Here is a 23366-nt window from a genome sequence, read left to right on the forward strand (position 1 = left end):
GTGAATGACTTGTCATAAGGGATCCTTTTGATATAAAAACTGGAAAAGGGAATATACAAAAGTTCAAATAGATGTTTTGGTCTAAGACTAGCTCAATATAAGAAATAAAAAGGACTCTCTCGGTGTAGAGTCCTTTTTATTTTCTATTTTTGATTACCGTAACTTTGGGCTTCCTTATAAATGCTGATTGCCTTGTCTAAACTGTTAATAGCATCTGTCACTTCGTACGAAGATGCATAGGAGTTACTGGCAACAGATTGAGCGTTTTGCACTGCTCTGTCTAAGTCACGTTTTGCTCTTTCTGTTGTCCACTTTTCATAATTGGGTACGTCAGTTCCATCTCCATTAGCAGAAGTCTTTACATACTGAACAGAATTAATGAGTGACGTTAGCCAAGATTTATCAACATAATTTCGATAATTTACACCGGATTTATGAGTACTTCTATACGTTGAAATAGCATTATATAAATAATTATATGCAGATGATATTTCTGACTGAGACGAGTAGCCATTATTGGCAACACTTTGAGCGTATGAAACCGCATTGACTAAAGCGTCTTTTTCGCTTTGTGTCGTCCAAGTGACATTAGAAGATAATTCAGATCCATTGACAGAAACGGTCACATATTGAACAGAGTTAATAAGTGATGAAAGGGCAGATCGATCGGCATTAGTTTGGTAAGTACCATATTTTTGTGCATTTTTATAAACAGTGATTGCGTAGTTTAAATTGCTAATAGAATTTGAGATATCAGACTGAGTTGAATAACTATTATTTGCAACAGACTGAGCGGATGAAACGGCAGAGACTAAAGCATCCTTCTCACTTTGAGTCGTCCACGGTGTATATGATGCTACATCATTACCGTTATTCCAAGAAACTGCAACATACTGAACAGAGTTAATAAGCGATAAAAGGGCAGATCGATCGGTATTAGTTTGGTAAGTACCATATTTTTGTGCATTCTTATAAACCGTGATCGCGTAGTTTAAATTGCTAATAGAATTTGTGATATCAGACTGAGTTGAATAGCTATTATTTACAACATACTGAGCAGATGAAACGGCAGAAGCTAAAGCATCCTTCTCACTTTGAGTCGTCCAAGGTACATATGAAGCTACATCATTACCATTATTCCAAGAGACCGTAACATACTGAACAGAATTGATAAGCGATTGAAGTGAAGATTTATCGCCATAAGTATATTTTGTTCCATTCTTTTGTGCGGCTTGATAAGCTACTAATGCGTTTTTATAGTGTGTAATCGCATTGCTCACTTGTTCCTGTGAGGCGTTGGGATTATTAGCTACTGCTCCTGCACTTGCTACTACGGATTCGAAAGCAGAACGCTCAGCTTGTGTTGTCCATTTTTCAGTTGTTAAAATGTCATTTCCATTATAAGAAACTGCAACATACGGAGGTGTAGACACTAATTTACTTAGCTCTGATTTATTCACGACTGGTAAAATTACAGAGGCCTTTTTATCATCCACCTGCACTTTGTTAATTTGATGTCCTGAATCTAAAGCTACCTTCGCTCCGTGTTTGACAATTACTTGCTCAATTTTACCTTCTCCATAAAGGCTAAAATCCTTTTCAACATCGATTATAAGTTTATCAACATTAGCCTTAACTTCAAATGTATTAACTTTACCTACCACATCGACTTTAGAAATAGGTTGGTCAGAAGTCACATTTATTTTAGAGCGTTCCACATTAATCTTTGAGGATTTAATATCTTTTAAAGAGACATATAACCAATTTACTTTTCTCGTCAGTAGAGGCTTGAATGTGATCGTCTCCTCAACATCTACTCCATCGATAGTAATTGCTTTCTTTACTCGGTTCGTTATGATAAATTCACCGTCAATATCAATATTTTGCACTTTAACATAATCCGCATTTACGGTTAGATTTCCTGCTATCTGTGCATCACCGCCATCAAAATACACTGTTTTTTTGTTTGTACCAGCTTTATTTAATGTTAGTGCTGTAACGCTTGTAATTTCACCGTTTTTCACTACGACTGTGGCTTCGGCATTCGTTAATGCAGTTTTATTCGATGTATTAAAGAGAGGCTTCAGCGACTGACTAATTTTAAATTGGCCATTGGATGTACTTACTTTATCTTTAGTGATATTGGTAATGGTAACGGTTTGACCTGATGGAACCTTTGTTTTGGCTGCAACTATCTGCTCATCAATTTGAATTGAGTGGTTTAAAGGTGAATCATTAGAAGCAGCGTTTGCAGTTGACGCTGGCAACACTAACGTTGCTGTAATAGCAGTTGCCATAAAAGTAGTGAACGCTTTATTCTTCATTTCAGTCACTCCGATCATTGTATTTAATGGATAATATATCATAGAATACTTTAATTTAGTATAAAAGTGGGTATATTTTGTTGTTTAGCATAATGAAGTAAAACAATAGTCCTTTTTTCGTAATACTTAATACTTTCCTGAAATTCCTCGATAAATTTATAAAATTCTACTTTATTCGCTAAATCTTTTATTGTGGTACAACATTCCATCCATTATTATGTTATAAAAAAGGGGTGTTGTGATGAAAAAATCTAAGAGTATTGCTTTAAAACTATCTTCCCTAATAATAGGGTTATTTTTAGTATTATTTATTACTTATACAACGATTACAGGCAATATTTTAAAGACTCAAAGTGTTGATGATGCGGAAAGTGCGACGCTTGAAACTGCAGAATATTCAGCAGCAAAGATGGGTGAACGTTTTGAGAAAGTAAATAATACATTACTGACAACGAAGCGGATAATTGAAAGTATGGAGAAAAATGGCGAGCTTTCTGCTAAAGGCGTCATAGATATGATGGAAAGTAATTTAGTTAATAATGAAGATTTACTTGGTGTAGGCGCTGTTTTTGAACAGAATTCCACAAAGATAGATCCGACAATTCATGCTACTTTAGTGGATTCAAAAAATCGCTTTGTCCCTTACTTAAGTAAAGATGAGAATAAAATAATAACTGCTTCTCTTGAAGGTCTAGAAGATAAGAGTGTTTCAGAGTGGTATTGGATACCGAAAGAAGAGGAGCGAGCAGTTTTAACGGAGCCTTATGATTATAATGTAAATGGAAAAACAGTACTAATGACAACGATTTCTGTTCCATTAGTCGATGCTTCAGGATCATTTTTCGGCATATTGACGGCAGATTTGGCTATTGATTATTTAACTGAATTGACAGAGTCCGTAAAGCCAGATGGTGGCTATGCTGCAATTATTACTAATAATGGGGTTTTAACTGCAAATAGCTTCGGTGAGGCTTTAAAGGGATTAAATATGCAAGATCATATGGATTGGACAAGCATTAAGCAAACTATGGATAATGGCGAGCTAAAAAGTATGTATATGGATTCGGCAGAACTTAAGGAAAATGCATTTAATGTTTTTGCTCCGATGATTTTAGATGGAATTGATGAGACGTGGACTGTACAAATAGTGCTACCTAAATCCAAAATATTAGAAACTTATAATCATGTACTTATTTTTACAATTATAGCCTCAATTATTATAGTCGTTTTAATGACCGTTGCTAGTGCACTATTTATCTATAAACTATTGAAGCCATTAAAGTTTTTACGTACTTCTATTGAAACGGCGGCAGAAGGAGATTTAACTCAAAAAGTGGATGAGAAATATATTAAGCCTGATGAGATTGGTATGGTTGCACTAGCTTATAATAATATGCTAGATCAAACGAATAGTGCCATTCAAACGGTTCTGAATTCGACGACATTGCTTAATCAATCATCCAATCATGTTCATGAAGCATTTAATGAAATAGTAGCTTCAAGTCAAGAGGTTTCTGTAGCTATTAATGAAATTGCACAAGGGGCATCAAAACAATCTGAGGATACAGAAGAAACAAATTATCGAATGATTGATCTATCCGATCAGATTGATGCCATTACATCGCTTTCGAATGAAATGGATGAGCTATCGAATAAAACGAAAGCAACTACAGATAAAGGAATGAAAGAAGTCGAAAGCTTACGTGAACGTAATGCAGAAACAAATACAATGAATGGGCGTGTTCAACAGCAAGTCGAGTCTTTGGCGTCCAATATTGCCAATATTAATCAAGTGATCTCGTCTATTCAAGGTATTACCGAGCAAACAAATTTATTAGCTTTAAATGCAAGCATAGAAGCTGCTCGAGCTGGTGAACATGGTAAAGGTTTTGCAGTTGTTGCAGAGGAAGTGCGAAAGCTAGCAGAGCAATCAAAAAATGAAACAGAGGTCATAAAGCGAACAGTAGATAGTATTCTTGTGAATTCTCAGCAAACAGTTGCTGTTATTGCTTCAAATGCGGGCTTAATAGAAGCTCAAAATGAATCAGTACAAGGCACGGAGCTTGCGTTTAAAGATAATAGTGAGCTTTCTAGTTCTATCGCAACTTCAATTAATGAATTAATGACTCAGCTTTCTCATATGTTAGAGCATAAAAATCAAGCGATTATGGCAATCCAAAGTATTTCAGCTATTTCAGAGGAGACTGCTGCATCTGCGGAACAGGTAAGTGCGTCTGCTATTGATCAGCAAGCGGAGCTACAAAAGGTTGCAGATTCCATTAATAATATGAAAGAGATTTCAAATGAATTACAAGCGGTCGTTAATCGATTTAAGCTTGCTTAATGTTAAAGGATGAATTTTAAGAAGGACTGCCTGATATTGGAGGCAGTCTTTTTTTGCGTTTTTTCCTGATAAAAAACACTGGATTAGTATTGTGCATTTCTGAAGAAAATACCTTTCATGAATGATGAGATAACATTGAGGTGCATTGACCGAGCGAAAAAACAGCACTACTATAGGAAGGGAAAGGGGGGATCACTATGATGTATCTCGGTATGATTTTCTTCCAGATTGTCGCTCCTATTTTGGTACTTCTAGTACTCGGCGCAGTTTTACAAAAGAAATTTCACTTTAATTTAAAGGCATTATCTCAGCTTATTACATATTGCTTTATGCCAGCAGCTGTTTTTGTGAATTTATATGAAACGCATATAGAGCTGCCAGTTCTTGTAGAAGTTGCATTATTTATATTACTCTTTATCGGCAGTCAAATGGTGCTTAGTCACTTTATAGCAAAGGGACTTGGTTTAGTAAAAACAGAGGCTGCGGTGTTTAAAAATAGTGTAGTCCTTATTAATTCAGGAAACTATGGTATTCCAGTCGCGCAGATGATTTTCGTGACGCAGCCGATTGGAGTAGCGATTCAGGTCATTCTCGTGATCTTTCAAAATATGACGACCTATACATATGGCTTGTACAATTTAATTTCTTCAACAAAATCAGGCATGTCTATTGTGAAAGATTTCCTCAAAATGCCTATTATTCATGCCCTTATTATTGGTGTAGCGATGAACTATTTTGATATCACTATTCCACAGTTTATAAAAATTCCGATAGACCATGTGGCAGATGGCTTTATCGCTGTAGCGTTAATAACGTTAGGGGCACAGCTATCACAGCTTGAAATCAAATCGATGTTCAATAAGACGGTATTTATTAGTTGTTTTACACGACTAATCATAGGGCCAGCTGTAGCTTTACTGATTATTTTTACACTTGGCCTAGATGGTGTCGTGGCACAATCTCTTTTTATAGCTAGTTCTTTCCCGACATCACGTAATAGCTCTAGTCTAGCATTAGAATATGGTGTGGAATCTGCAACTGCTGCACAAACTGTTTTATTCTCAACGATTGTAAGCTGTATTACCGTGACGATTGTGATTTATGTAGCGGAGCTGTTGTTTACCTAACTGCTGGATTTTATTTGGAATAAGATAGAGTGACAGCCTAGCTTGAGTAAGTGGCTATCCTTCTGATTTTTTAAAATAGGCTAATCACCAAAAAGTTAGTGATTATATTTTTTAAAACGTATGTAATGTAAATAGGTTGATTGGAGTGGAGGCTGGGCGACTCCTTGGGGATCAGCGTCACAGATGAGACCCTGGAGCGAGCAAAGCGAGTGAAGCGGCTCATCGGACGCCCCCAGGAAAGCGCCCAGCCGGAACGGAAATCAACCACACGTTTTGATGATAAGCCAAAAATTATCAAATGAAGCTTCCATCTCTTAGCAATATCTGCTACACTATCATCAAACTTAATAGCATTAACTAGGGGAGTCTGATGAGTCGGGCTGAGAGGGAAACGCATAGAGGTTTCTTGACCCTTTGGACCTGATCTGGCTCATACCAGCGTGGGAAAGTTAACCTTTATTGCAATATAAGCTCTTTGCGATAACTATACCTTTACATTCTTAGCCGGATCCAAAAAATTTTTGGATTCGGCTTTTGTTTTTTGAGGGGTGAGCTAGATTTGGTCCTTGTATAAAAATACGTAAAAACGGGAGCGAAATAGTTCATGACAACAGTTAGCGAAAAGAATATTACGATTATGTCAAATTTTGATGGAAGCAAAAAAGTGTATGTGGAAGGATCACGACCAGATATTTTAGTGCCAATGCGTGAGATTGCTTTAAGTCCAACGACAGGTAGCTTCGGTGAAGAGGAAAATGCGCCAGTTCGTGTTTATGATACGAGTGGTCCGTATACGGATCCTGCATATAAAGTAGATATTACGAAGGGATTGCCAGCTTTATGTAGTACATGGATCAGAGAACGTGGTGACGTCGAGGAATACGAAGGTCGTACAATCAAGCCAGAGGATAACGGTTTCCGTAATGCGGATGATCCACGTATTCAAGAAAATGTTTTTCCGGATTTATCTAGAAAACCTCTACGTGCTAAGAAAGGTGGTAATGTAACGCAGCTTCACTATGCGCGAAAAGGAATCATTACGCCAGAAATGGAGTTTGTAGCGATTCGCGAAAACATAGATCCTGAATTTGTGCGCTCAGAGATTGCGGCGGGTCGAGCTATTTTACCTTCTAATATTAACCACCCTGAGGCCGAGCCAATGATTATTGGACGTAACTTCCATGTGAAAATCAACGCCAATATTGGAAATTCAGCGGTGTCATCCTCTATTGCGGAAGAGGTAGAAAAAATGACGTGGGCTACACGTTGGGGTGCTGATAACATTATGGATTTATCGACTGGTAAGCATATTCATACGACGCGTGAATGGATTATCCGTAATGCCGCAGTGCCAGTAGGGACAGTACCGATTTATCAAGCGCTAGAAAAAGTAAATGGTGTGGCAGAGGATTTAACGTGGGAAGTGTATCGTGATACGTTGATTGAGCAGGCTGAGCAAGGTGTTGATTACTTCACAATTCACGCAGGGGTGTTGCTACGCTATGTACCATTAACGGCGAATCGTGTAACGGGTATAGTGTCCCGTGGCGGTTCGATTATGGCACAATGGTGTTTATATCACCACCAAGAGAGCTTCTTATATACGCATTTTGAAGAAATCTGCGAAATTATGAAAACATATGATGTTGCCTTCTCTTTAGGTGACGGTTTACGTCCAGGTTCTATCGCAGATGCTAATGATGAGGCGCAGTTTGCAGAGCTAGAAACGCTAGGGGAATTAACGCAAATTGCCTGGAAGCATGATGTACAGGTGATGGTAGAAGGACCAGGGCATGTACCAATGCATCTTATTAAAGAAAATATGGACAAGCAGTTAGAGGTGTGTAAGGAAGCTCCTTTCTATACTTTAGGGCCGTTGACAACAGATATTGCTCCTGGCTATGACCATATTACATCAGCTATTGGTGCTGCAATGATAGGCTGGTTTGGTACGGCAATGCTGTGCTATGTAACACCTAAAGAACATTTAGGGTTACCAAATCGGGAGGATGTTCGAGTAGGGGTTATTACGTATAAAATTGCTGCACACGCAGCTGATTTAGCGAAAGGGCATCTGGGAGCACAGCAGCGTGACGATGCATTATCTAAAGCACGCTTCGAATTCCGCTGGCGCGATCAATTCAACTTAGCGCTAGATCCAGAGCGAGCAGTAGAATATCATGATGAAACATTACCTGCAGAAGGGGCGAAAACAGCGCACTTCTGTTCAATGTGTGGACCTAAGTTTTGTAGTATGAGAATCTCGCAGGATATTCGTACTTATGCAAAGGATAAAGATATGAATACTACGGAAGCTATTCATAAAGGTATGCAGGAAAAGGCAGAGGAATTTAAAAAGGCGGGCAGTCAGATTTATCAATAATTCAAAGCGTAAGGCTTGTGTCTATTTTTTAGGCACAAGCCTTTCTTAATCATTAAAACGTAAAAAAACTCCATGTGAAGTTGCTCTTCGCATGGAGTAAAAAGTTGGATTTGGATATCAATAATAAGTGGAAAAAATCAATTAAGCCTAGGCTGAAATAAATTAAACGTTAGTTGGTTGTTTTACGTATGGGTTTGAAAGATCCATACCTTCTAATGAAAGACCCATCGCTTTTGCTACACCTTCACCATATGCTGGATCAGCTAAATAGCAGTGAAGGATGTGACGACGTTTGATGAACTCCTCAACTGACGCCATATCGTTAGCTGTAGTTTCGAATAGGCGTTGTTGCTCTTCTGCAGTCATTAGACGGAATAATTTACCTGGCTGCTCGAAGTAATTGTTGTCATCTTCACGGAAGTCGTGGATACCAGCATGACCGTCAATACGTAAGTCAGGTTCTTTATGATCTAAATTATGCTCCCATTCGCCGTAGCTATTTGGTTCATAGCCCAAAGTTGAACCAAGGTTGCCGTCGAAACGCATAGCACCATCGCGGTGGAATGAGCGGAATGGGCATTTTGGTGCGTTTACAGGAAGCGAGTGGTGGTTTACACCTAAGCGGTAGCGATGTGCATCAGCATATGCAAAGATACGACCTTGTAACATTTTGTCTGGAGAGAAGCTAATACCAGGAACAATGTTAGATGGTGCAAACGCTGCTTGCTCAACTTCTGCAAAGTAATTGTCTGGATTTTTGTTTAACTCGAATTCACCAACAGGAATTAGTGGGAAGTCTTTTTTATACCATACTTTTGTTAAGTCAAATGGGTTATATGGTAATTCACGAGCTTGTTCTTCTGTCATTACTTGAATGTACATTTTCCATTTAGGGAAGTCGCCTTTTTCGATTGACTCATATAGATCGCGTTGTGAAGATTCACGGTCTTTACCGATCAATTCCGCTGCCTCATCACCAGTTAAGTTTTGAATACTTTGCTCTGTACGGAAGTGGAATTTAACCCATACGCGCTCGTTTTCAGCATTAATGAAGCTATAAGTGTGAGAACCGAAACCATGCATATGGCGGTAGCCAGCTGGGATACCACGGTCAGACATAACTATTGTTACTTGGTGAAGCGCTTCCGGTAATAAAGTCCAGAAATCCCAGTTTGAATTTGCGTTTTTCATATTTGTACGTGGATCACGTTTTACCACGTGGTTTAAATCAGTAAAGTGTAATGGATCACGGAAGAAGAAGACAGGTGTATTATTACCAACTAAATCCCAGTTACCCTCTTCTGTATAGAATTTAAGCGCAAATCCACGAATATCACGCTCAGCATCTGCTGCACCGCGCTCACCCGCAACAGTTGAGAAGCGTGCGAACATTTCTGTTTTTTTCCCAACCTCTGAGAAGATTTTAGCTTTTGTATATTTAGTAATATCATGAGTTACAGTGAAAGTACCGAATGCACCTGAGCCTTTAGCGTGCATACGACGTTCAGGAATCACTTCACGGTTGAAGTTTGCTAATTTTTCAACTAACCATACATCTTGAAGTAATAGAGGACCACGAGGACCTGCTGACATTGAGTCATGGTTGCTTACTACGGGTGCACCACCTGCTGTTGTGAAGCGGCGGCTACGATCATTTGCATTTGTCATATTAGTTTACCTCCTGAAAAAAAGATGAGAGTTGAACTCTTCATGAATTACTATAACAAATATAAAATAGAATTGCTAGTAAATTATAATGATTATTGTTAAAGAATTTTTACATTAAGATATAAACTTTAAATTTATGTGTAAAATTATTAATATATGCATAGATTTTTGTGATATTTAAGCTTTTCTAAAACGTTATGAAGAAATAAGAAGATAAATGCTTCTATATTATGACGACTAAAGGTAAATAGAAATAATGAGAATCCTTGTGTTAAATCCTTTCAAATTGAAAAAAATTATGCTAATTGAAAAATTCTAGCGTACTTCTTTTCAAGCTTTACGATAACGGTTAGGAGTAATTCCTATTTGCTGTTTAAAAATTTTAATGAAGTAATTTGAATCATCAAAACCATTTAGTTGGGCAATTTCGCTAATAGCAAAATCGGTTTCTAAAAGCATTTTTGTAGCATTATGAATACGAACTTGCTGTAGATAGCGCTTAAAAGGCAATCCTTGTTTCTTTGAAAAGATGGTACTTAAATAATTGGGGCTAATCCCTAATTTATGGGCAACGAATGGTAAAGATAACCCGCTATCCTGAAATTGTTGATCGATAATTTCTATTGCCAGTTCTACATAGTCAGCTCGTTTTTCTAATCGTGCCTCACGAGCCAATTCAATAAGTCTTTGAGTAAACGAAATAATGCTATTTAGAATGGTATAAAATATCGGATGCTCGATGATTAAATGAAAAAGCTGGCGATAATTTTGCTCAATTGCAGCTTTCTCATGTAATTTATATTTCAGCATAAAGCGGCGAATTTGTGCCAATACACTCGTTAGATGAATACGTAAGTCATCTTGCTCATAATAAATTCCTTCATTAGATAGTCGATATAAAAATGCTTTGACGGTTTCAAGATTTCCGACCTCTAAACTACTTATTAGTAATTGTTGCTCCTCTGGTGTTAACAAAGGATCGAGAGGCTGCGTTTCAAACTGTTTGCTCGCATAGAAAATGTGTCCAAAGCCTTCATAAAAACTTTGATGAAGGGCACGCTCTGTTAATGTATACATATTCTTTATCGTTGTAGGTTCTCCATCATAAATCCCGATATTTAAAGAGCTATTGTGTGACAGCCACCATTCCTTCATTAATGTCCGAACATCCTTTTCAACAATTTTTAAATCATCCGTTTGAAATAAGCAGACGATTCTATCTGATAAAGGATAAATCTTCATATGATAAAAAATAGGTGTTTGCTGGAGCCAGTTGAACAGCTTGTTAAACATTTCTGAATGCTCAGGCTCGATCATGGTGAAATGTATATTTGTTTCTATTGAACTTGTCTTACTATCTAAAAATAATCGATAGTAAAAAGATTCATCAGAAGTTTCTTGATAAGCTACCTTTGGCTTTGGTGTACGAAGAGAAATAGCAGTGAGTTTTTGCTTTAATATTTCTAAATCAATTGGTTTAACAAAAAGATGTGCGACCTGTAAATCAATTGCCCTCAATGCATTTTTAAATAATGGCTCCGTCGTCATAGCTAGAATAGTTCCCGATTGTTTTTGCAAAACACGGTAAAGTGCAGTTAAACGATTATTTGAAATTAGGTCGATGTTCAGCAGTATTACCTCAGGCTCGAATTGCTGGATACTTTGAGGCGCCTCATTTATAGCTGTACACATTTCAATCGTTACATCTCCAGGAAAATACGTATGTAAAAACCAACGAATACCTGTAAGTTCAGTAGGATCTCGATCAATTAATAACACCCTCATGACAATTAATCTCCTTAAAACAATCTAGTTTCGTAAAAAAATACGATTATATTATTAAAAATAACAAAAAATCTGAAATAAATCATGTTTTTTCTTTTAAAATTCTCTATTTTCTGAAAAAGGTAGTTAGTACAATGTAAATAGAGTAATCGCTATTATAAAAAGCATTTTTTACATAGCACAGAAGGAATGGGAGGATATCATATGAAGTCGATCATTGAGCTGGATGGCAATACATTAACGAGACAACGAATAGAAGAAATTGTAAAAGGTCGTGCTACGGTTGCACTATCTACAGAAAGTGTGGAGCGTATTTGCTTAAGTAGAGAACGAATAGAAAAGCGTTTAGCTGAAGGGCAAACAATTTATGGTGTGAATACAGGGTTTGGAAAATTAAGTAATATAAAAATTAAAGAGGAAGACATTGAGCTTTTACAACTAAACTTATTGCGCTCAGATGCAACAGGTGTTGGTGCTCCATTTCCAACAGATGTTGTGCGTGCAATGATGGTTTTACGTGCCAATGCTTTAGCGCGTGGTTTTTCAGGGATTCGTCAGGAAACAGTGCAACTACTAGTGGATTTTATAAATAAGGGAGTGCACCCGATTGTACCATCTCAAGGCTCGGTTGGAGCAAGTGGGGATTTAGCGCCGTTATCACATTTGGCTTTAGTGCTAGTAGGTGAAGGTAAGGCCGAGTTTAACGGAGAGGTTATGAGCGGTAGTTCGGCTTTAGAGCAAGCAGGGCTAACGCCGGTTCGACTCCAGGCTAAGGAAGGGCTAGCGCTTGTTAACGGTACACAAGCAATGACAGGTATTGGTGTTTTAACGGTGAACGAAGCAGAGCGTATTGGGCTTGCGGCAGATATGGCAGCGAGTTTAACGCTTGAGGCGCTAAAAGGGATTACATCAGCGTTTGACCCAGCACTTTTAGCAGTAAGACCACATCCGGAATTAGAGCTTGTAGGCGGGCGAATTCGTAAGTGGCTTGAGGGAAGTAAACGTGTGACGAAGCAAGGTGAGATACGGATGCAGGATGCCTATTCATTACGTTGTATTCCGCAAGTGCATGGTGCTTCCTGGCAGTCATTTTTCTATGCACAGGACCGCGTGCAAACTGAGATGAATGCAACGACAGATAATCCGATTGTTTTAGAAAATGGAGAAGTGTTATCAGGAGGGCATTTCCACGGTCAGCCGATTGCATTAGCGATGGACTTCTTAAAAGTTGGTGTAAGTGAGTGGGCTAATATTTCAGAGCGACGTACAGAGCGAATGGTTAATCCGTATCTTAATGAAGGTTTGCCGCCATTTTTAGCGACAAATCCTGGTATTGAATGTGGACTAATGATTGCACAATATACAGCGGCATCTATTGTTTCTGAAAATAAAGTGTTGGCACATCCTTCTAGTGTGGATTCTATACCGACGTCAGGCAACCAAGAGGATCATGTAAGCATGGGTACGACATCTGCTCGACAAGTGCGTCAAATCGTCCACAATGCTGCTCGTGTCATAGCGATAGAGATGATTTGTGCATCACAGGCTATTCATCTAGATAAGGCAGAAGAGCAACTATCACCAACAACATATAAGTATTTGAAAAAGGTACGAGAATTTTGCCCACCGCTTTTATCGGATCAGCCGATTGGAGATGAAATTGAAGCATTAGCGGAATATTTATTAGAAAGTGATGATTTAGTGGAATTATCAAATTAAAACAAAGGGGATGGCAATATGAAAACAACAACTACAATTCATGCGCCAAGGGGAACGGTGCTTTCGTGTAAAGGATGGACACAGGAAGCTGCGATGCGTATGTTAATGAATAATTTAGATCCTGAAGTAGCTGAAAATCCTGATGAGCTGATTGTCTACGGTGGAATCGGTAAAGCGGCACGTAATTGGGAGAGCTATGAGCAAATTATTAAGTCATTAAAAGAATTAGAGAATGATGAAACACTTCTAATTCAATCAGGAAAGCCAGTTGCTGTATTCCGTACACATGAACATGCACCACGTGTATTAATCGCGAATTCTAATTTAGTGCCGGCGTGGGCAAATTGGGAGCATTTTTATGAGCTAGAGGAACGCGATTTAATGATGTACGGTCAAATGACTGCTGGTAGCTGGATTTATATTGGTGCACAGGGAATTTTACAAGGAACGTATCTATCATTCGTAGAGGCAGGCAAAAAAGTATTTGGCACAGCTGACTTACGCGGCAAATTCATCCTTACAGGTGGTATGGGGGGGATGAGCGGTGCACAGCCTCTAGCTGGGAAAATGGCTGGTGCTGTCATTTTAGTAGTCGAAGTGGAGCGTGCTCGAATTGAACGAAAAATAAAAGAGGGCTACTGTGATTATATTGTAGAGACAGTTGATGAAGCGATTGAATTAGTCAATAAACTCCGTGACAAAAAAGAGCCTGCATCCATCGGTCTTGTTGGCAACTGTGCAGATGTTAATCGTGAGCTATTGAACCGAGGTATTATTCCTGATTTTGTAACAGATCAAACATCTGCCCATGATCCGATAAATGGCTATGTACCGAATGGTATGACGTTTGAAGAAGCGCTAGAACTTCGTAAAAAAGATGTAAAAACATATGAGCGAAGAGCAAAAGAAACAATGGCTGAACATGTTCGTACAATGCTTGAATTCCAACAAGCAGGCGCAGAAGTATTTGATTACGGAAATAATATTCGCGCTTATGCCAAAGAGATGGGTGTAACAAATGCCTTTGATTTCCCAGGCTTTGTTCCAGCGTATATTCGTCCGTTATTCTGTGAGGGGAAAGGGCCATTCCGCTGGGCTGCACTTTCCGGTGACCCTGAGGACATTTATAAAACAGATGCACTTGCAAAAGAAATGTTTGCCCATGATGAAGGTCTAGTAAATTGGATTGATATGGCGCAAAAGATGGTGAAATGGCAAGGTTTACCGGCTCGTATATGCTGGTTAGGTTATGGTGACCGTCATCGTTTTGCACTGAAGGTTAACGAGATGGTTGCTAATGGTGAGCTATCAGCACCGATTGTTTTTGGGCGAGATCATTTAGATTCTGGCTCTGTTGCATCACCAAACCGTGAAACGGAGGGTATGCTTGATGGCTCTGATGCAGTATCAGACTGGCCAATTCTAAATGCACTTGTCAATACAGCAAGTGGTGCAAGTTGGGTAAGTGTTCATCACGGTGGTGGTGTAGGTATGGGTTACTCTCAGCATGCAGGTCAAGTGTTAGTAGCGGATGGATCAAAGCTAGCTGCTGAGAAAATTGCACGAGTGTTAGTTTCGGATCCGGGAATGGGTGTTGCACGTCACGCGGACGCTGGCTATGAAATTGCCATTAATACAGCCAAGAATAAAGGTGTGCATATACCAATGCTAAAGGATGATGCTAAGTGACGATTTTAATTAAAAATGCGAATGAAGTGGTTACGCTAAAAAGTACTGTACAAGGTCCTCGTATAAAAGAACAAATGCGTCAAATTGCAGTAGTGGAAAAAGGCAGCGTATTAATAGAAGGAAATCGCATTGTAGCAGTTGGGGCTTATGAACAGCTAGAAGCGGATTTCCCTGATTTAGTTAGGGTAGCAGAGGTTATTGATGCTTCCGGTAAAATTGTTATGCCGGGTCTCGTAGATTGTCATACGCATTTAGTTCATGGAGGTACACGTGAGCAAGAATTTAATATGCGGCTCAATGGTTCCACATATATGGAAATCATGAATGCAGGTGGTGGGATTCATGCCACGACAAAGCGAACACGAGAAACTAGCTTTGAGGATCTATATGAAAAAACGATGCATCACTTAGACGTGTTTTTAAAGCATGGTGTCACAACAGTTGAAGCAAAATCTGGCTACGGCTTGGATTGGGAAACAGAAAAGAAGCAGCTCGAGGTAGCAAAAAAATTGCAAGCTACACATGACATTGATGTCGTTAGTACCTTTATGGGGGCTCATGCAGTGCCCCGTGACTATAAAGGACGTGAGGATGAGTTTGTAGATGTAGTGATTCATGACATGCTGCCGCAAGTGGCCAAGTTAGAGCTTGCAGAATTTAATGATGTTTTTTGTGAAAAAGGTGTATTTACTCCAGAACAGTCGCAACGTATTTTAGAGGCTGGAAAAGCGCATGGATTAACAGCGAAAATTCATGCTGATGAAATTGAGCCCTATAAGGGAGCGGAGCTTGCTGCGGAAGTAGGGGCGATTTCAGCTGAGCATTTGCTAGTTGCTTCTGATGAAGGTATACAGAAAATGGCGGAAGCTGGCACGATTGCCGTGTTGTTACCTGGAACAGCATTCTTCTTACGAGCTCCATTTGCAAGGGGGCGTCTAATGATTGATGAAGGGGTACCTGTAGCTATTTCAACTGACTTTAATCCTGGCTCATCTCCAACGATGAGTCTGCCCTTTATCATGAATTTAGCTTGTATGCATATGGGTATGACACTAGAAGAAGTGTTAACAGCGACAACCATTAATGCAGCATACGCACTGAACCGAGGCCATCAAATTGGGTCACTTGAAACGGGCAAACAAGCTGACATCATTATATTGGATGTTGCCAATTACAAGCAGCTACAATATTTCTATGGCATGAACCATACGAATACAGTTATTAAAGATGGGCGAGTTGTTGTACAAGATGGTATTCTCTTGAAAAATCAACTAGTAAATTAAATAATCCAAGGCATAAATAAGGCAGTAAATGCTTTTATTTATGCTTTTTTTAATTCAATTACACTTCTCAAAATTTTTTTTATTAAAAGAGTTGAAATGATTGGAAGGAACAGTTATCATACTAATAAATAGTAATTCTTGAATTACAAATTACTTAAACGATTTAAATTAATGCAAGGATAGATGAAATGCGCGCCGGGAGAATATCCGCGGAAGTGAAGCAAATACCCGCGCGTTCCCAGAGAGTCATTATGCTTCATATGCATCTTGATCATTAATTTTGCAAAATATTGTTTCAAAGGAGTTACATTCAATGACAAAATATCGTTCACAAGAAGAAGTTCTTGCGAATTATGATTCTTCTAAATATCTAACACCTGATGGCTATACGTCAGATATTGCGATTTTTACAATAACATCTGAAAAAGTAGAAGAAAAAGCACCGCCGATGATGACGCTTAAAATCATGTTGATTAAACGAGCGGATAAAGATAATGAGGGGAACCCTAATATCGAAGGAGGAAAATGGGCGCTTCCAGGAGGATTTGTAGATGCGACTCGAAAGGAAACTGCATATATCGCTGCTAAAAGAGAGTTAAAAGAAGAAACCAATGTAGAGGGGTTACATGTTAAACACTTTGGTGTCTACGATGAAATAGATCGCGATCCTCGTGGTTGGATGATTTCAAACGCCTTTTATGCGATTGTTCCGGAAGTTTATATCGATCAACGTCAAGCAAACGATGATGCAGCGGAGGTAGAACTGTTCGATTTAAATGAAGTGTTTAAACTCGAGTTAGCTTTTGATCATCGAAAGATTATTACCGATGCGTTAGATTTTATTAAGAAAGATATGATTCAAACAACGGTTGCTAAAAATTTTTTGCCAGAAGAATTTACTTTATCTGAATTACAAAGAGTTTTGTTGACAGTGGGAGATGATCCGCGCATTTCAAATGATTCTGTGTTCTTCACAAAAGCACCTAAATTGCCTTTTATTGATAAAGTAGTAGATGAAGAAGGAAAACCAAAGAAAACGAAAAGAAATTCATATAGACCGTCACAATTATATACTTTCAATAACTTTGAAATTGTAGAGTCGATTTATCATTAGGAAAGCACCTGTCTTTCCTGATAATTTTTAACTTCTTTCAGTAGGTGGCGAACGCAATTATGCCGAGGCATAATTGATATAAAAGTAATTTGTAATTTTTTAATTACTAATTAATGAAGTGGAGTGTTGGAATATGCCGAAACGTGCATTGATTAATATTGATTATACAGTGGATTTTGTAGCATCAGATGGAGCTCTAACTTGCGGAAAACCGGGGCAACTATTGGAAGAAGTAAATACACAATTAACAAAGGAATTTATCTCAAAAGACGATTTTGTGGTTTTTGCCATTGATGTTCACGAAAAAGATGATTGCTATCACCCAGAAACAAAGCTTTTTCCTCCTCATAATATTAGAGATACAAAGGGGCGAGAACTATATGGCTCCTTAAAAGAATTATATGAAGAAAATAAACATTTAAATCATGTCTACTATTTGGATAAAACAAGATATTCTGCTTTTGCTGGGACGGATTTAGAGATTAAATTGCGTGAAAGAGGAATTACTGAATTGCATTTAATCGGTGTATGTACAGACATTTGTGTTCTTCATACAGCTGTGGATGCTTATAACAAAGGATTTAACATCGTTATTCATGAAAATGCTGTTGCGTCTTTTAACCAAGCTGGACATGAATGGGCGCTAGGACATTTCAAACATTCACTCGGAGCCACTATTATTTGATTTTATGAATGGGGGAAAAGGGAATGAAATATACAGACGATAGCTTCATGTTACACACGGATTTATATCAAATTAATATGGTCGAAACGTACTGGCGAGATGGTATCCAAAATCGCACAGCGGTGTTTGAACTGTATTTTCGAAAGCTTCCGTTCGGTAATGGCTATGCGATATTCGCAGGCTTACAAAAGATCATGGAGTTTATTAAAAGCTTTGGGTTTTCGGATAGTGATATTCAATATTTACGTGAGGAAGGAAAATATTCAGAGGAATTTCTTAAATATCTTCAAAACCTCAAATTTACGGGTACCATTTCTGCTATGAAGGAAGGTGAATTGGTATTTGCGAATGAGCCCATTTTACGAATTGAGGCATCATTAGCGGAAGCTCAATTAATTGAAACACCTATACTAAATATCGTGAATTACCAAACCCTTATTGCAACGAAGGCTTCACGTATTAAACAAGTGATTGGAAAGGATACGGCGATGGAATTTGGTACACGTCGTGCTCATGAATTTGATGCAGCTATTTGGGGAACTCGTGCTGCTTATATTGGTGGATTTTCTGCTACAAGTAATGTAAGAGCTGGGAAGTTATTTGGCATCCCTGTGTCAGGTACTCATGCACATGCGATGATACAGGCTTACCGTGATGAATATACGGCATTTACAAAGTATGCAAGTACACATAAAGATTGTGTTTTCTTAGTAGATACGTATGATACATTGCGTTCGGGTGTTCCTACCGCTATTCGTGTAGCAAAGGAATTTGGAGATAAAATCAATTTTGTAGGAATCCGTTTGGACAGTGGAGACTTAGCGTATCTCTCAAAAAAGGCAAGGGAAATGCTAGATGAAGCTGGCTTCACGGAAGCGAAAATTATAGCATCTAATGATTTGGATGAATATACCATTATGAATTTAAAGTCTCAAGGAGCTGAAATTGATGCTTGGGGGATCGGAACAAAGCTCATTACTGCTTACGATCAAGCTGCACTTGGTGGGGTATACAAATTAGTATCGATTGAAAATGAAGACGGTGAAATGGTAGATACTATTAAAATTTCTGCAAATCCCGAAAAAGTAACAACACCAGGACGTAAACGTGTCTATCGAATCATTAACAAAGGGAATGGTCATGCTGAAGGAGATTATATAGCGTTAGACTATGAAAATCCTCAACAAGAAGAACGCTTGAAAATGTTTCACCCTGTTCATACTTATATCAGCAAATTTGTTACGAATTTTGCAGCTAAAGAATTACATGAAGACATTGTAGTGGATGGCTCTATCCTTTACAAGGAACCAACGCTTAGGGAAATACAAGCATATGTAGAGGAAAATTTACATCTACTATGGAGTGAGTACAAACGGACGATGAATCCAGAAGAGTACCCTGTAGATTTAAGTCAAGCGTGCTGGGATAACAAAATGAAAAGCATTAAGGAAATTAAAGAAAAAATCACAAAGTCTGTATGAGGGAAGTTAAGGGGAGGGTTATATAATGGCGAGAATAGGTATTTATGGTTCGTCTTTTGATCCAATTACAAATGTTCATCTTTGGACGGCAAGCACAGTGGCACACCGTTGCAAATTAGATAAGGTCATTTTTTTACCTTGCTCCAATAAACGTAAGGATAAAGAGATAAAAACAAAGGATGCTCATCGGTGGAATATGCTACAGCTGGCTATTGCTAAGGATAAGCGTTTTGTTGCAGATTCATATGAGATGGAGCAAGAAGGTTGGAATATTTACACATATGACACGATGAAATATTTTAGAGAACAGCACCCCAATGATGAAATTCATTTTATTATGGGAGCGGATTTATTAGTTGATATTGGGGCAGGGTTGTGGAAACAGGGAGAATCGTTAGTAGCTGAAAATAAATTTATTGTAATGGCGAGGCATGGCATTGATATGTTATCAACGATCAGCCGTTCCCCTATTTTGAGGAATAATGATGATGGAAGATTTCATTTAATCGACAAAGGCTTAGCAATGGAAATTAGCTCTACCTATATTCGAGAAGAATTCGCAATGGGCGGCGAGCCGAAATATCTATTGCCTAGCGCTTGTTATGACTACATTAAAGAGCATAACCTTTATCAAAAATAATCATATAGATTCAATTCATGACAATAGATACCATTTAGAGTGTGGGTTAATTACCACACTTATTTTTATTTAGTTCGTTACCAAAAAACGTATGCCATGTATATAGTTTGATTGAAGCGGCTCATCGGACGCCCCCAGGAAGCTTTGCTCTGTGCGAAAGCGAAGCGTCAGCAACAAAGCGCCCAGTCGGAACGGAAATCACCCCCTCGTTATGTGATAAGTCTTTTATTTCGAAAAGACGGTGAACTTTCTCATATGTAGCTCTTGGTAAGATATAATAAGAATAAGTGATATAGCAAACAAGCAAGATGTTACAAGTACAAAAGGTTTGATTTTCATCAGGCGTGTTGATTAGGAAAAAATAGGTTTATTATTGAGCGATAAAAGGATTTTTTTGCTATCATATTCCCATTTTTACTGATTGTAGTGTAGGGCTACTCGACTCCCTCGGGAAAGCGAGTAGCCCGTAGCGAAAATCAGAGCCTTCTCATTAATTCTCATGGATAAAAATGGTTAAACAACACACCTGATTTTGTATATCACCTTCAGTAAAGCATAATGATTAATGTTAGAAAGGAATTCTTGGATGTGCAGCTTACATTAACATTTCTTATTTTAGGAGCGACAATTTTTGCGTTTGTGACCAATAAAGTACGAGCAGACCTCGTTGCGATTGTGTCACTCCTAGCATTTGTTATTACGGATATTTTAACACCCGCAGAGGCACTAGCTGGTTTTTCAAACTCTGTAGTATTAATGATCGCGGGGTTATTTGTCGTGGGTGCAGGGATTTTACGCACAGGGCTTGCCGGGATGGCAGGTCAATTATTACTGAAATGGTCAGGCAATAGTGAGCTGAAATTATTTGTATTACTACTCATTATTGTAGGTTCTGTCGGTGCATTTATGAGTAATACAGGTACTGTAGCTTTGATGATGCCAATAGTCGTTAGTATTGCGATTAGTATGAAGGTAAGCCCGTCAAAATTCTTACTCCCACTCTCATACGTTGCAAGTCTTTCTGGGCTTATGACACTTATTGCTTCTCCGACAAATTTAATTGTTAGTCAGCTATTGGTCGATCGCGGCTACAATAAACTAGGCTTTTTCGAAGTGACACCTATTGGTATTGTAGGGATGATCACTGGTATTACCTATTTAGTACTCGTACGAAATATACTATTACCAAATGATAAAAACCGTACACAAACTAATGCTGGTTATAAACTTTCTCCAAAGAAAATTATTAAGCAATATGATTTGAACAATCGTTTGTTCAAAATATTTGTACCGGAGGATTCCCCGATTATTGACACCACATTGGCAGAGTTAAAACTTCCAGCCACATATGCGCTCTGTATGATGAAAATTCATCGGAAAGCACAGGAGGGCATCAACTTATTGCCTATGACATATCAAGAAATGGCAGGACCGACAAGTGTCATACATGGCAAGGACGAACTATATATCCAAGGTGAGGAAGAGGATGTTCGTCGCTTTACTACAGATTATCATCTACAGATGCAGGAGTTAGCTGAAGGAGAGGCTGATGAATTGGTATCGAAGCATCTTGGCATTGCAGAGGTATTATTAACACCAAATTCTAGCTTTATTAATGAAACCGTTAGCTCTCTTGGATTCCGAGAAAAATATAATCTAAACATTATCGGCATTAATCGCAGAGGTGGCTATAAACTTCAAGATATGATTACACATAAATTGAAATTCGGAGATGCCATTTTAGTGCAGGGAGCATGGGATGAAATTCTATTACTAGCAAGGGAGACGCAGGATGTCGTTGTTGTTGGTCAGCCGAAGGAGCATGCGAGTGTTGCAGCAGCCACTGGTAAAGCCGGTATTGCTGGTGCTATTATGCTTTTAATGATTTTGTTAATGGCTTTTGAAGTTTTTCCTGCAGTTATATCCGTTATGATTGGTGCTGTACTTATGATCTTGACAGGATGTTTACGTAACATGGAGGATGCATACAGCAATATGAATTTTGAAAGTATTGTACTTGTAGCAGCAATGCTCCCTATGGCGACAGCATTAGAGAAAACAGGTGGAATGGCTATCTTATCTGATGGTATTATCAATGCGCTCGGTGACTATGGACCTTATGGGGTATTAATTGGAGTTTATATTTTAACAGTTATCTTTGGTCAGTTCATTAGTAATACGGCCACTGCTGTATTATTTGCACCAATCGCTATGAATGCAGCGATTGCAATGGAAGTTAGTCCGACGACATTCATGATTGCTGTTGCTGTGGCCGCGAGTATGGCGTTTGTCACACCGATTGCTTCCCCAACGAATGCACTTGTGATGACAGCTGGTGGTTATAAATTTATGGATTTTGTAAAGATCGGAATACCATTGCAAATTGTCATGTTTATTGTCATGATGTTAGCAATTCCATTTTTCTTTCCGTTTTAAAAACTCGGTTTCTATACCGAGTTTTTTTGTTCAATTTTTTTAATATCTATTATTTTTCTTATTAAGGTTATGATAGAATTCTAGTTTAGGCAGGAATTTAAAATTGAGTTTGCTTGAGATGAAGAGTTTAACTTCTTTCAGCAAATGTCGTTTGTAGCGAAAGCAAAGAGTCAGCTACAGAAGTCTCCCACCTCTATAGGTGGTGAGATGAATGCGATTTTAAGTCGCTTTTCAGCGGGTGTCCAAACATCCGCTGAAAGAAGTTAAAGCTTCCGGCCGATTCCGGACGCAATTATGCCGAGGCATAATTGATTACTATAGTTTTTTTGCGAGCATTATATAGGAAGCTTTTCGATGAAGTGAAAAAGTATAAAGTTTTTTTGGAAAAAGTGTTGACCTTTTAAAAATAAGGGTGTAGTATTATACAAGTCGTTAAGACAACTACTGAAAAACAATTAAGTTAAATAAATTAGTTGTTGACATCTAGTTGATAACGTGATATTATATAAGAGTTGCTGCTGAAATAACGGCAACGAAATGAACCTTGAAAACTGAACAAGCAAAACGTAATCAATAAAGTTTTTAGTAGCTAGCCTTGAGTTAGTGAACGAAACAAAATTTTGGACATCAAACATGATGCCAGCAAAACAATTTGAGCTAATCAAATTTCTTTTTATGGAGAGTTTGA

General features: G+C 38.3%; 16 protein-coding genes and 1 riboswitch. Of the genes, 13 read left to right on the top strand and 3 right to left on the bottom strand.

Annotated features, from left to right (window positions below; translation table 11 throughout):
- Positions 1 to 143: 143 nt before the first annotated feature.
- Positions 144 to 2324: an S-layer protein gene (locus tag ACVWXS_RS21280; protein ID WP_456960062.1), complete on the bottom strand. Its 2181-nt coding sequence runs from the start codon at positions 2322 to 2324 to the stop codon at positions 144 to 146.
- A gap of 241 nt (positions 2325 to 2565) precedes the next feature.
- Here ACVWXS_RS21280 and ACVWXS_RS21285 point away from each other — a divergent pair, with 241 nt between their 5' ends.
- The 4 genes from ACVWXS_RS21285 (at position 2566) to thiC (ending at position 8178) form a co-directional block, all read left to right on the top strand.
- Positions 2566 to 4668: a methyl-accepting chemotaxis protein gene (locus ACVWXS_RS21285; protein WP_423491106.1), complete on the top strand. Its 2103-nt coding sequence runs from the start codon at positions 2566 to 2568 to the stop codon at positions 4666 to 4668.
- A gap of 197 nt (positions 4669 to 4865) precedes the next feature.
- Entirely contained in the window at positions 4866 to 5795 is a 930-nt protein-coding gene (locus ACVWXS_RS21290; protein ID WP_456960063.1) for an AEC family transporter, read from the top strand.
- A 140-nt stretch (positions 5796 to 5935) separates the two neighbouring features.
- Positions 5936 to 6097, top strand: a complete 162-nt coding sequence (locus ACVWXS_RS21295; RefSeq protein ID WP_456960064.1) for a hypothetical protein — start codon at positions 5936 to 5938, stop codon at positions 6095 to 6097.
- A 47-nt stretch (positions 6098 to 6144) separates the two neighbouring features.
- Positions 6145 to 6259, top strand: a riboswitch (TPP riboswitch).
- A gap of 140 nt (positions 6260 to 6399) precedes the next feature.
- Complete coding sequence (gene thiC, locus ACVWXS_RS21300) at positions 6400 to 8178, top strand: phosphomethylpyrimidine synthase ThiC (protein ID WP_456960065.1); 1779 nt, start codon at positions 6400 to 6402, stop codon at positions 8176 to 8178.
- 162 nt (positions 8179 to 8340) lie between these two features.
- Here thiC and ACVWXS_RS21305 read toward each other — a convergent pair whose 3' ends face one another.
- Together ACVWXS_RS21305 and ACVWXS_RS21310 are read right to left on the bottom strand one after the other, a co-directional pair.
- On the bottom strand, positions 8341 to 9846 hold the full coding sequence (locus tag ACVWXS_RS21305) for a catalase (protein ID WP_368638010.1): 1506 nt from the start codon (positions 9844 to 9846) through the stop codon (positions 8341 to 8343).
- A 330-nt stretch (positions 9847 to 10176) separates the two neighbouring features.
- The gene (locus ACVWXS_RS21310) at positions 10177 to 11631 is read right to left on the bottom strand and encodes a helix-turn-helix domain-containing protein (RefSeq protein WP_456960066.1); all 1455 of its coding nucleotides are present in this window, start codon (positions 11629 to 11631) and stop codon (positions 10177 to 10179) included.
- Between the two features lie 204 nt (positions 11632 to 11835).
- On the opposite strand from ACVWXS_RS21310, the gene hutH reads away from it, so the two are divergent.
- From hutH to ACVWXS_RS21355, 9 genes are all read left to right on the top strand, one after another.
- A complete protein-coding gene (gene hutH / locus ACVWXS_RS21315) occupies positions 11836 to 13350 on the top strand; it encodes a histidine ammonia-lyase (RefSeq protein ID WP_456960067.1) in 1515 nt (504 codons plus the stop codon).
- A gap of 18 nt (positions 13351 to 13368) precedes the next feature.
- Positions 13369 to 15039 carry a urocanate hydratase gene (hutU, locus tag ACVWXS_RS21320; RefSeq protein ID WP_456960068.1) on the top strand — a complete coding sequence of 557 codons (1671 nt, stop codon included), beginning with the start codon at positions 13369 to 13371 and terminating at the stop codon, positions 15037 to 15039.
- Positions 15036 to 16322, top strand: coding sequence for an imidazolonepropionase (gene hutI / locus ACVWXS_RS21325; RefSeq protein ID WP_368638006.1), 1287 nt, complete (start codon positions 15036 to 15038; stop codon positions 16320 to 16322). The genes hutU and hutI overlap by 4 nt, the downstream gene beginning before the upstream one ends.
- Positions 16323 to 16635: 313 nt before the next feature.
- Entirely contained in the window at positions 16636 to 17436 is an 801-nt protein-coding gene (locus ACVWXS_RS21330) for an NUDIX domain-containing protein (protein WP_368638005.1), read from the top strand.
- 133 nt (positions 17437 to 17569) lie between these two features.
- Complete coding sequence (locus tag ACVWXS_RS21335) at positions 17570 to 18121, top strand: cysteine hydrolase family protein (RefSeq protein WP_374964165.1); 552 nt, start codon at positions 17570 to 17572, stop codon at positions 18119 to 18121.
- A 23-nt stretch (positions 18122 to 18144) separates the two neighbouring features.
- On the top strand, positions 18145 to 19602 hold the full coding sequence (locus tag ACVWXS_RS21340; protein WP_456960069.1) for a nicotinate phosphoribosyltransferase: 1458 nt from the start codon (positions 18145 to 18147) through the stop codon (positions 19600 to 19602).
- 25 nt (positions 19603 to 19627) lie between these two features.
- Complete coding sequence (gene nadD, locus ACVWXS_RS21345; RefSeq protein ID WP_368638002.1) at positions 19628 to 20242, top strand: nicotinate-nucleotide adenylyltransferase; 615 nt, start codon at positions 19628 to 19630, stop codon at positions 20240 to 20242.
- Positions 20243 to 20353: 111 nt separating this feature from the next.
- Positions 20354 to 20503 (top strand): hypothetical protein, encoded by a 150-nt coding sequence (locus ACVWXS_RS21350; RefSeq protein WP_456960070.1) that lies wholly within the window; start codon positions 20354 to 20356, stop codon positions 20501 to 20503.
- Between the two features lie 321 nt (positions 20504 to 20824).
- Positions 20825 to 22678 carry an SLC13 family permease gene (locus tag ACVWXS_RS21355; protein ID WP_456960071.1) on the top strand — a complete coding sequence of 618 codons (1854 nt, stop codon included), beginning with the start codon at positions 20825 to 20827 and terminating at the stop codon, positions 22676 to 22678.
- The last annotated feature ends 688 nt before the right edge of the window (positions 22679 to 23366 follow it).

It is taken from the genome of Lysinibacillus sp. TE18511, from assembly GCF_054062295.1.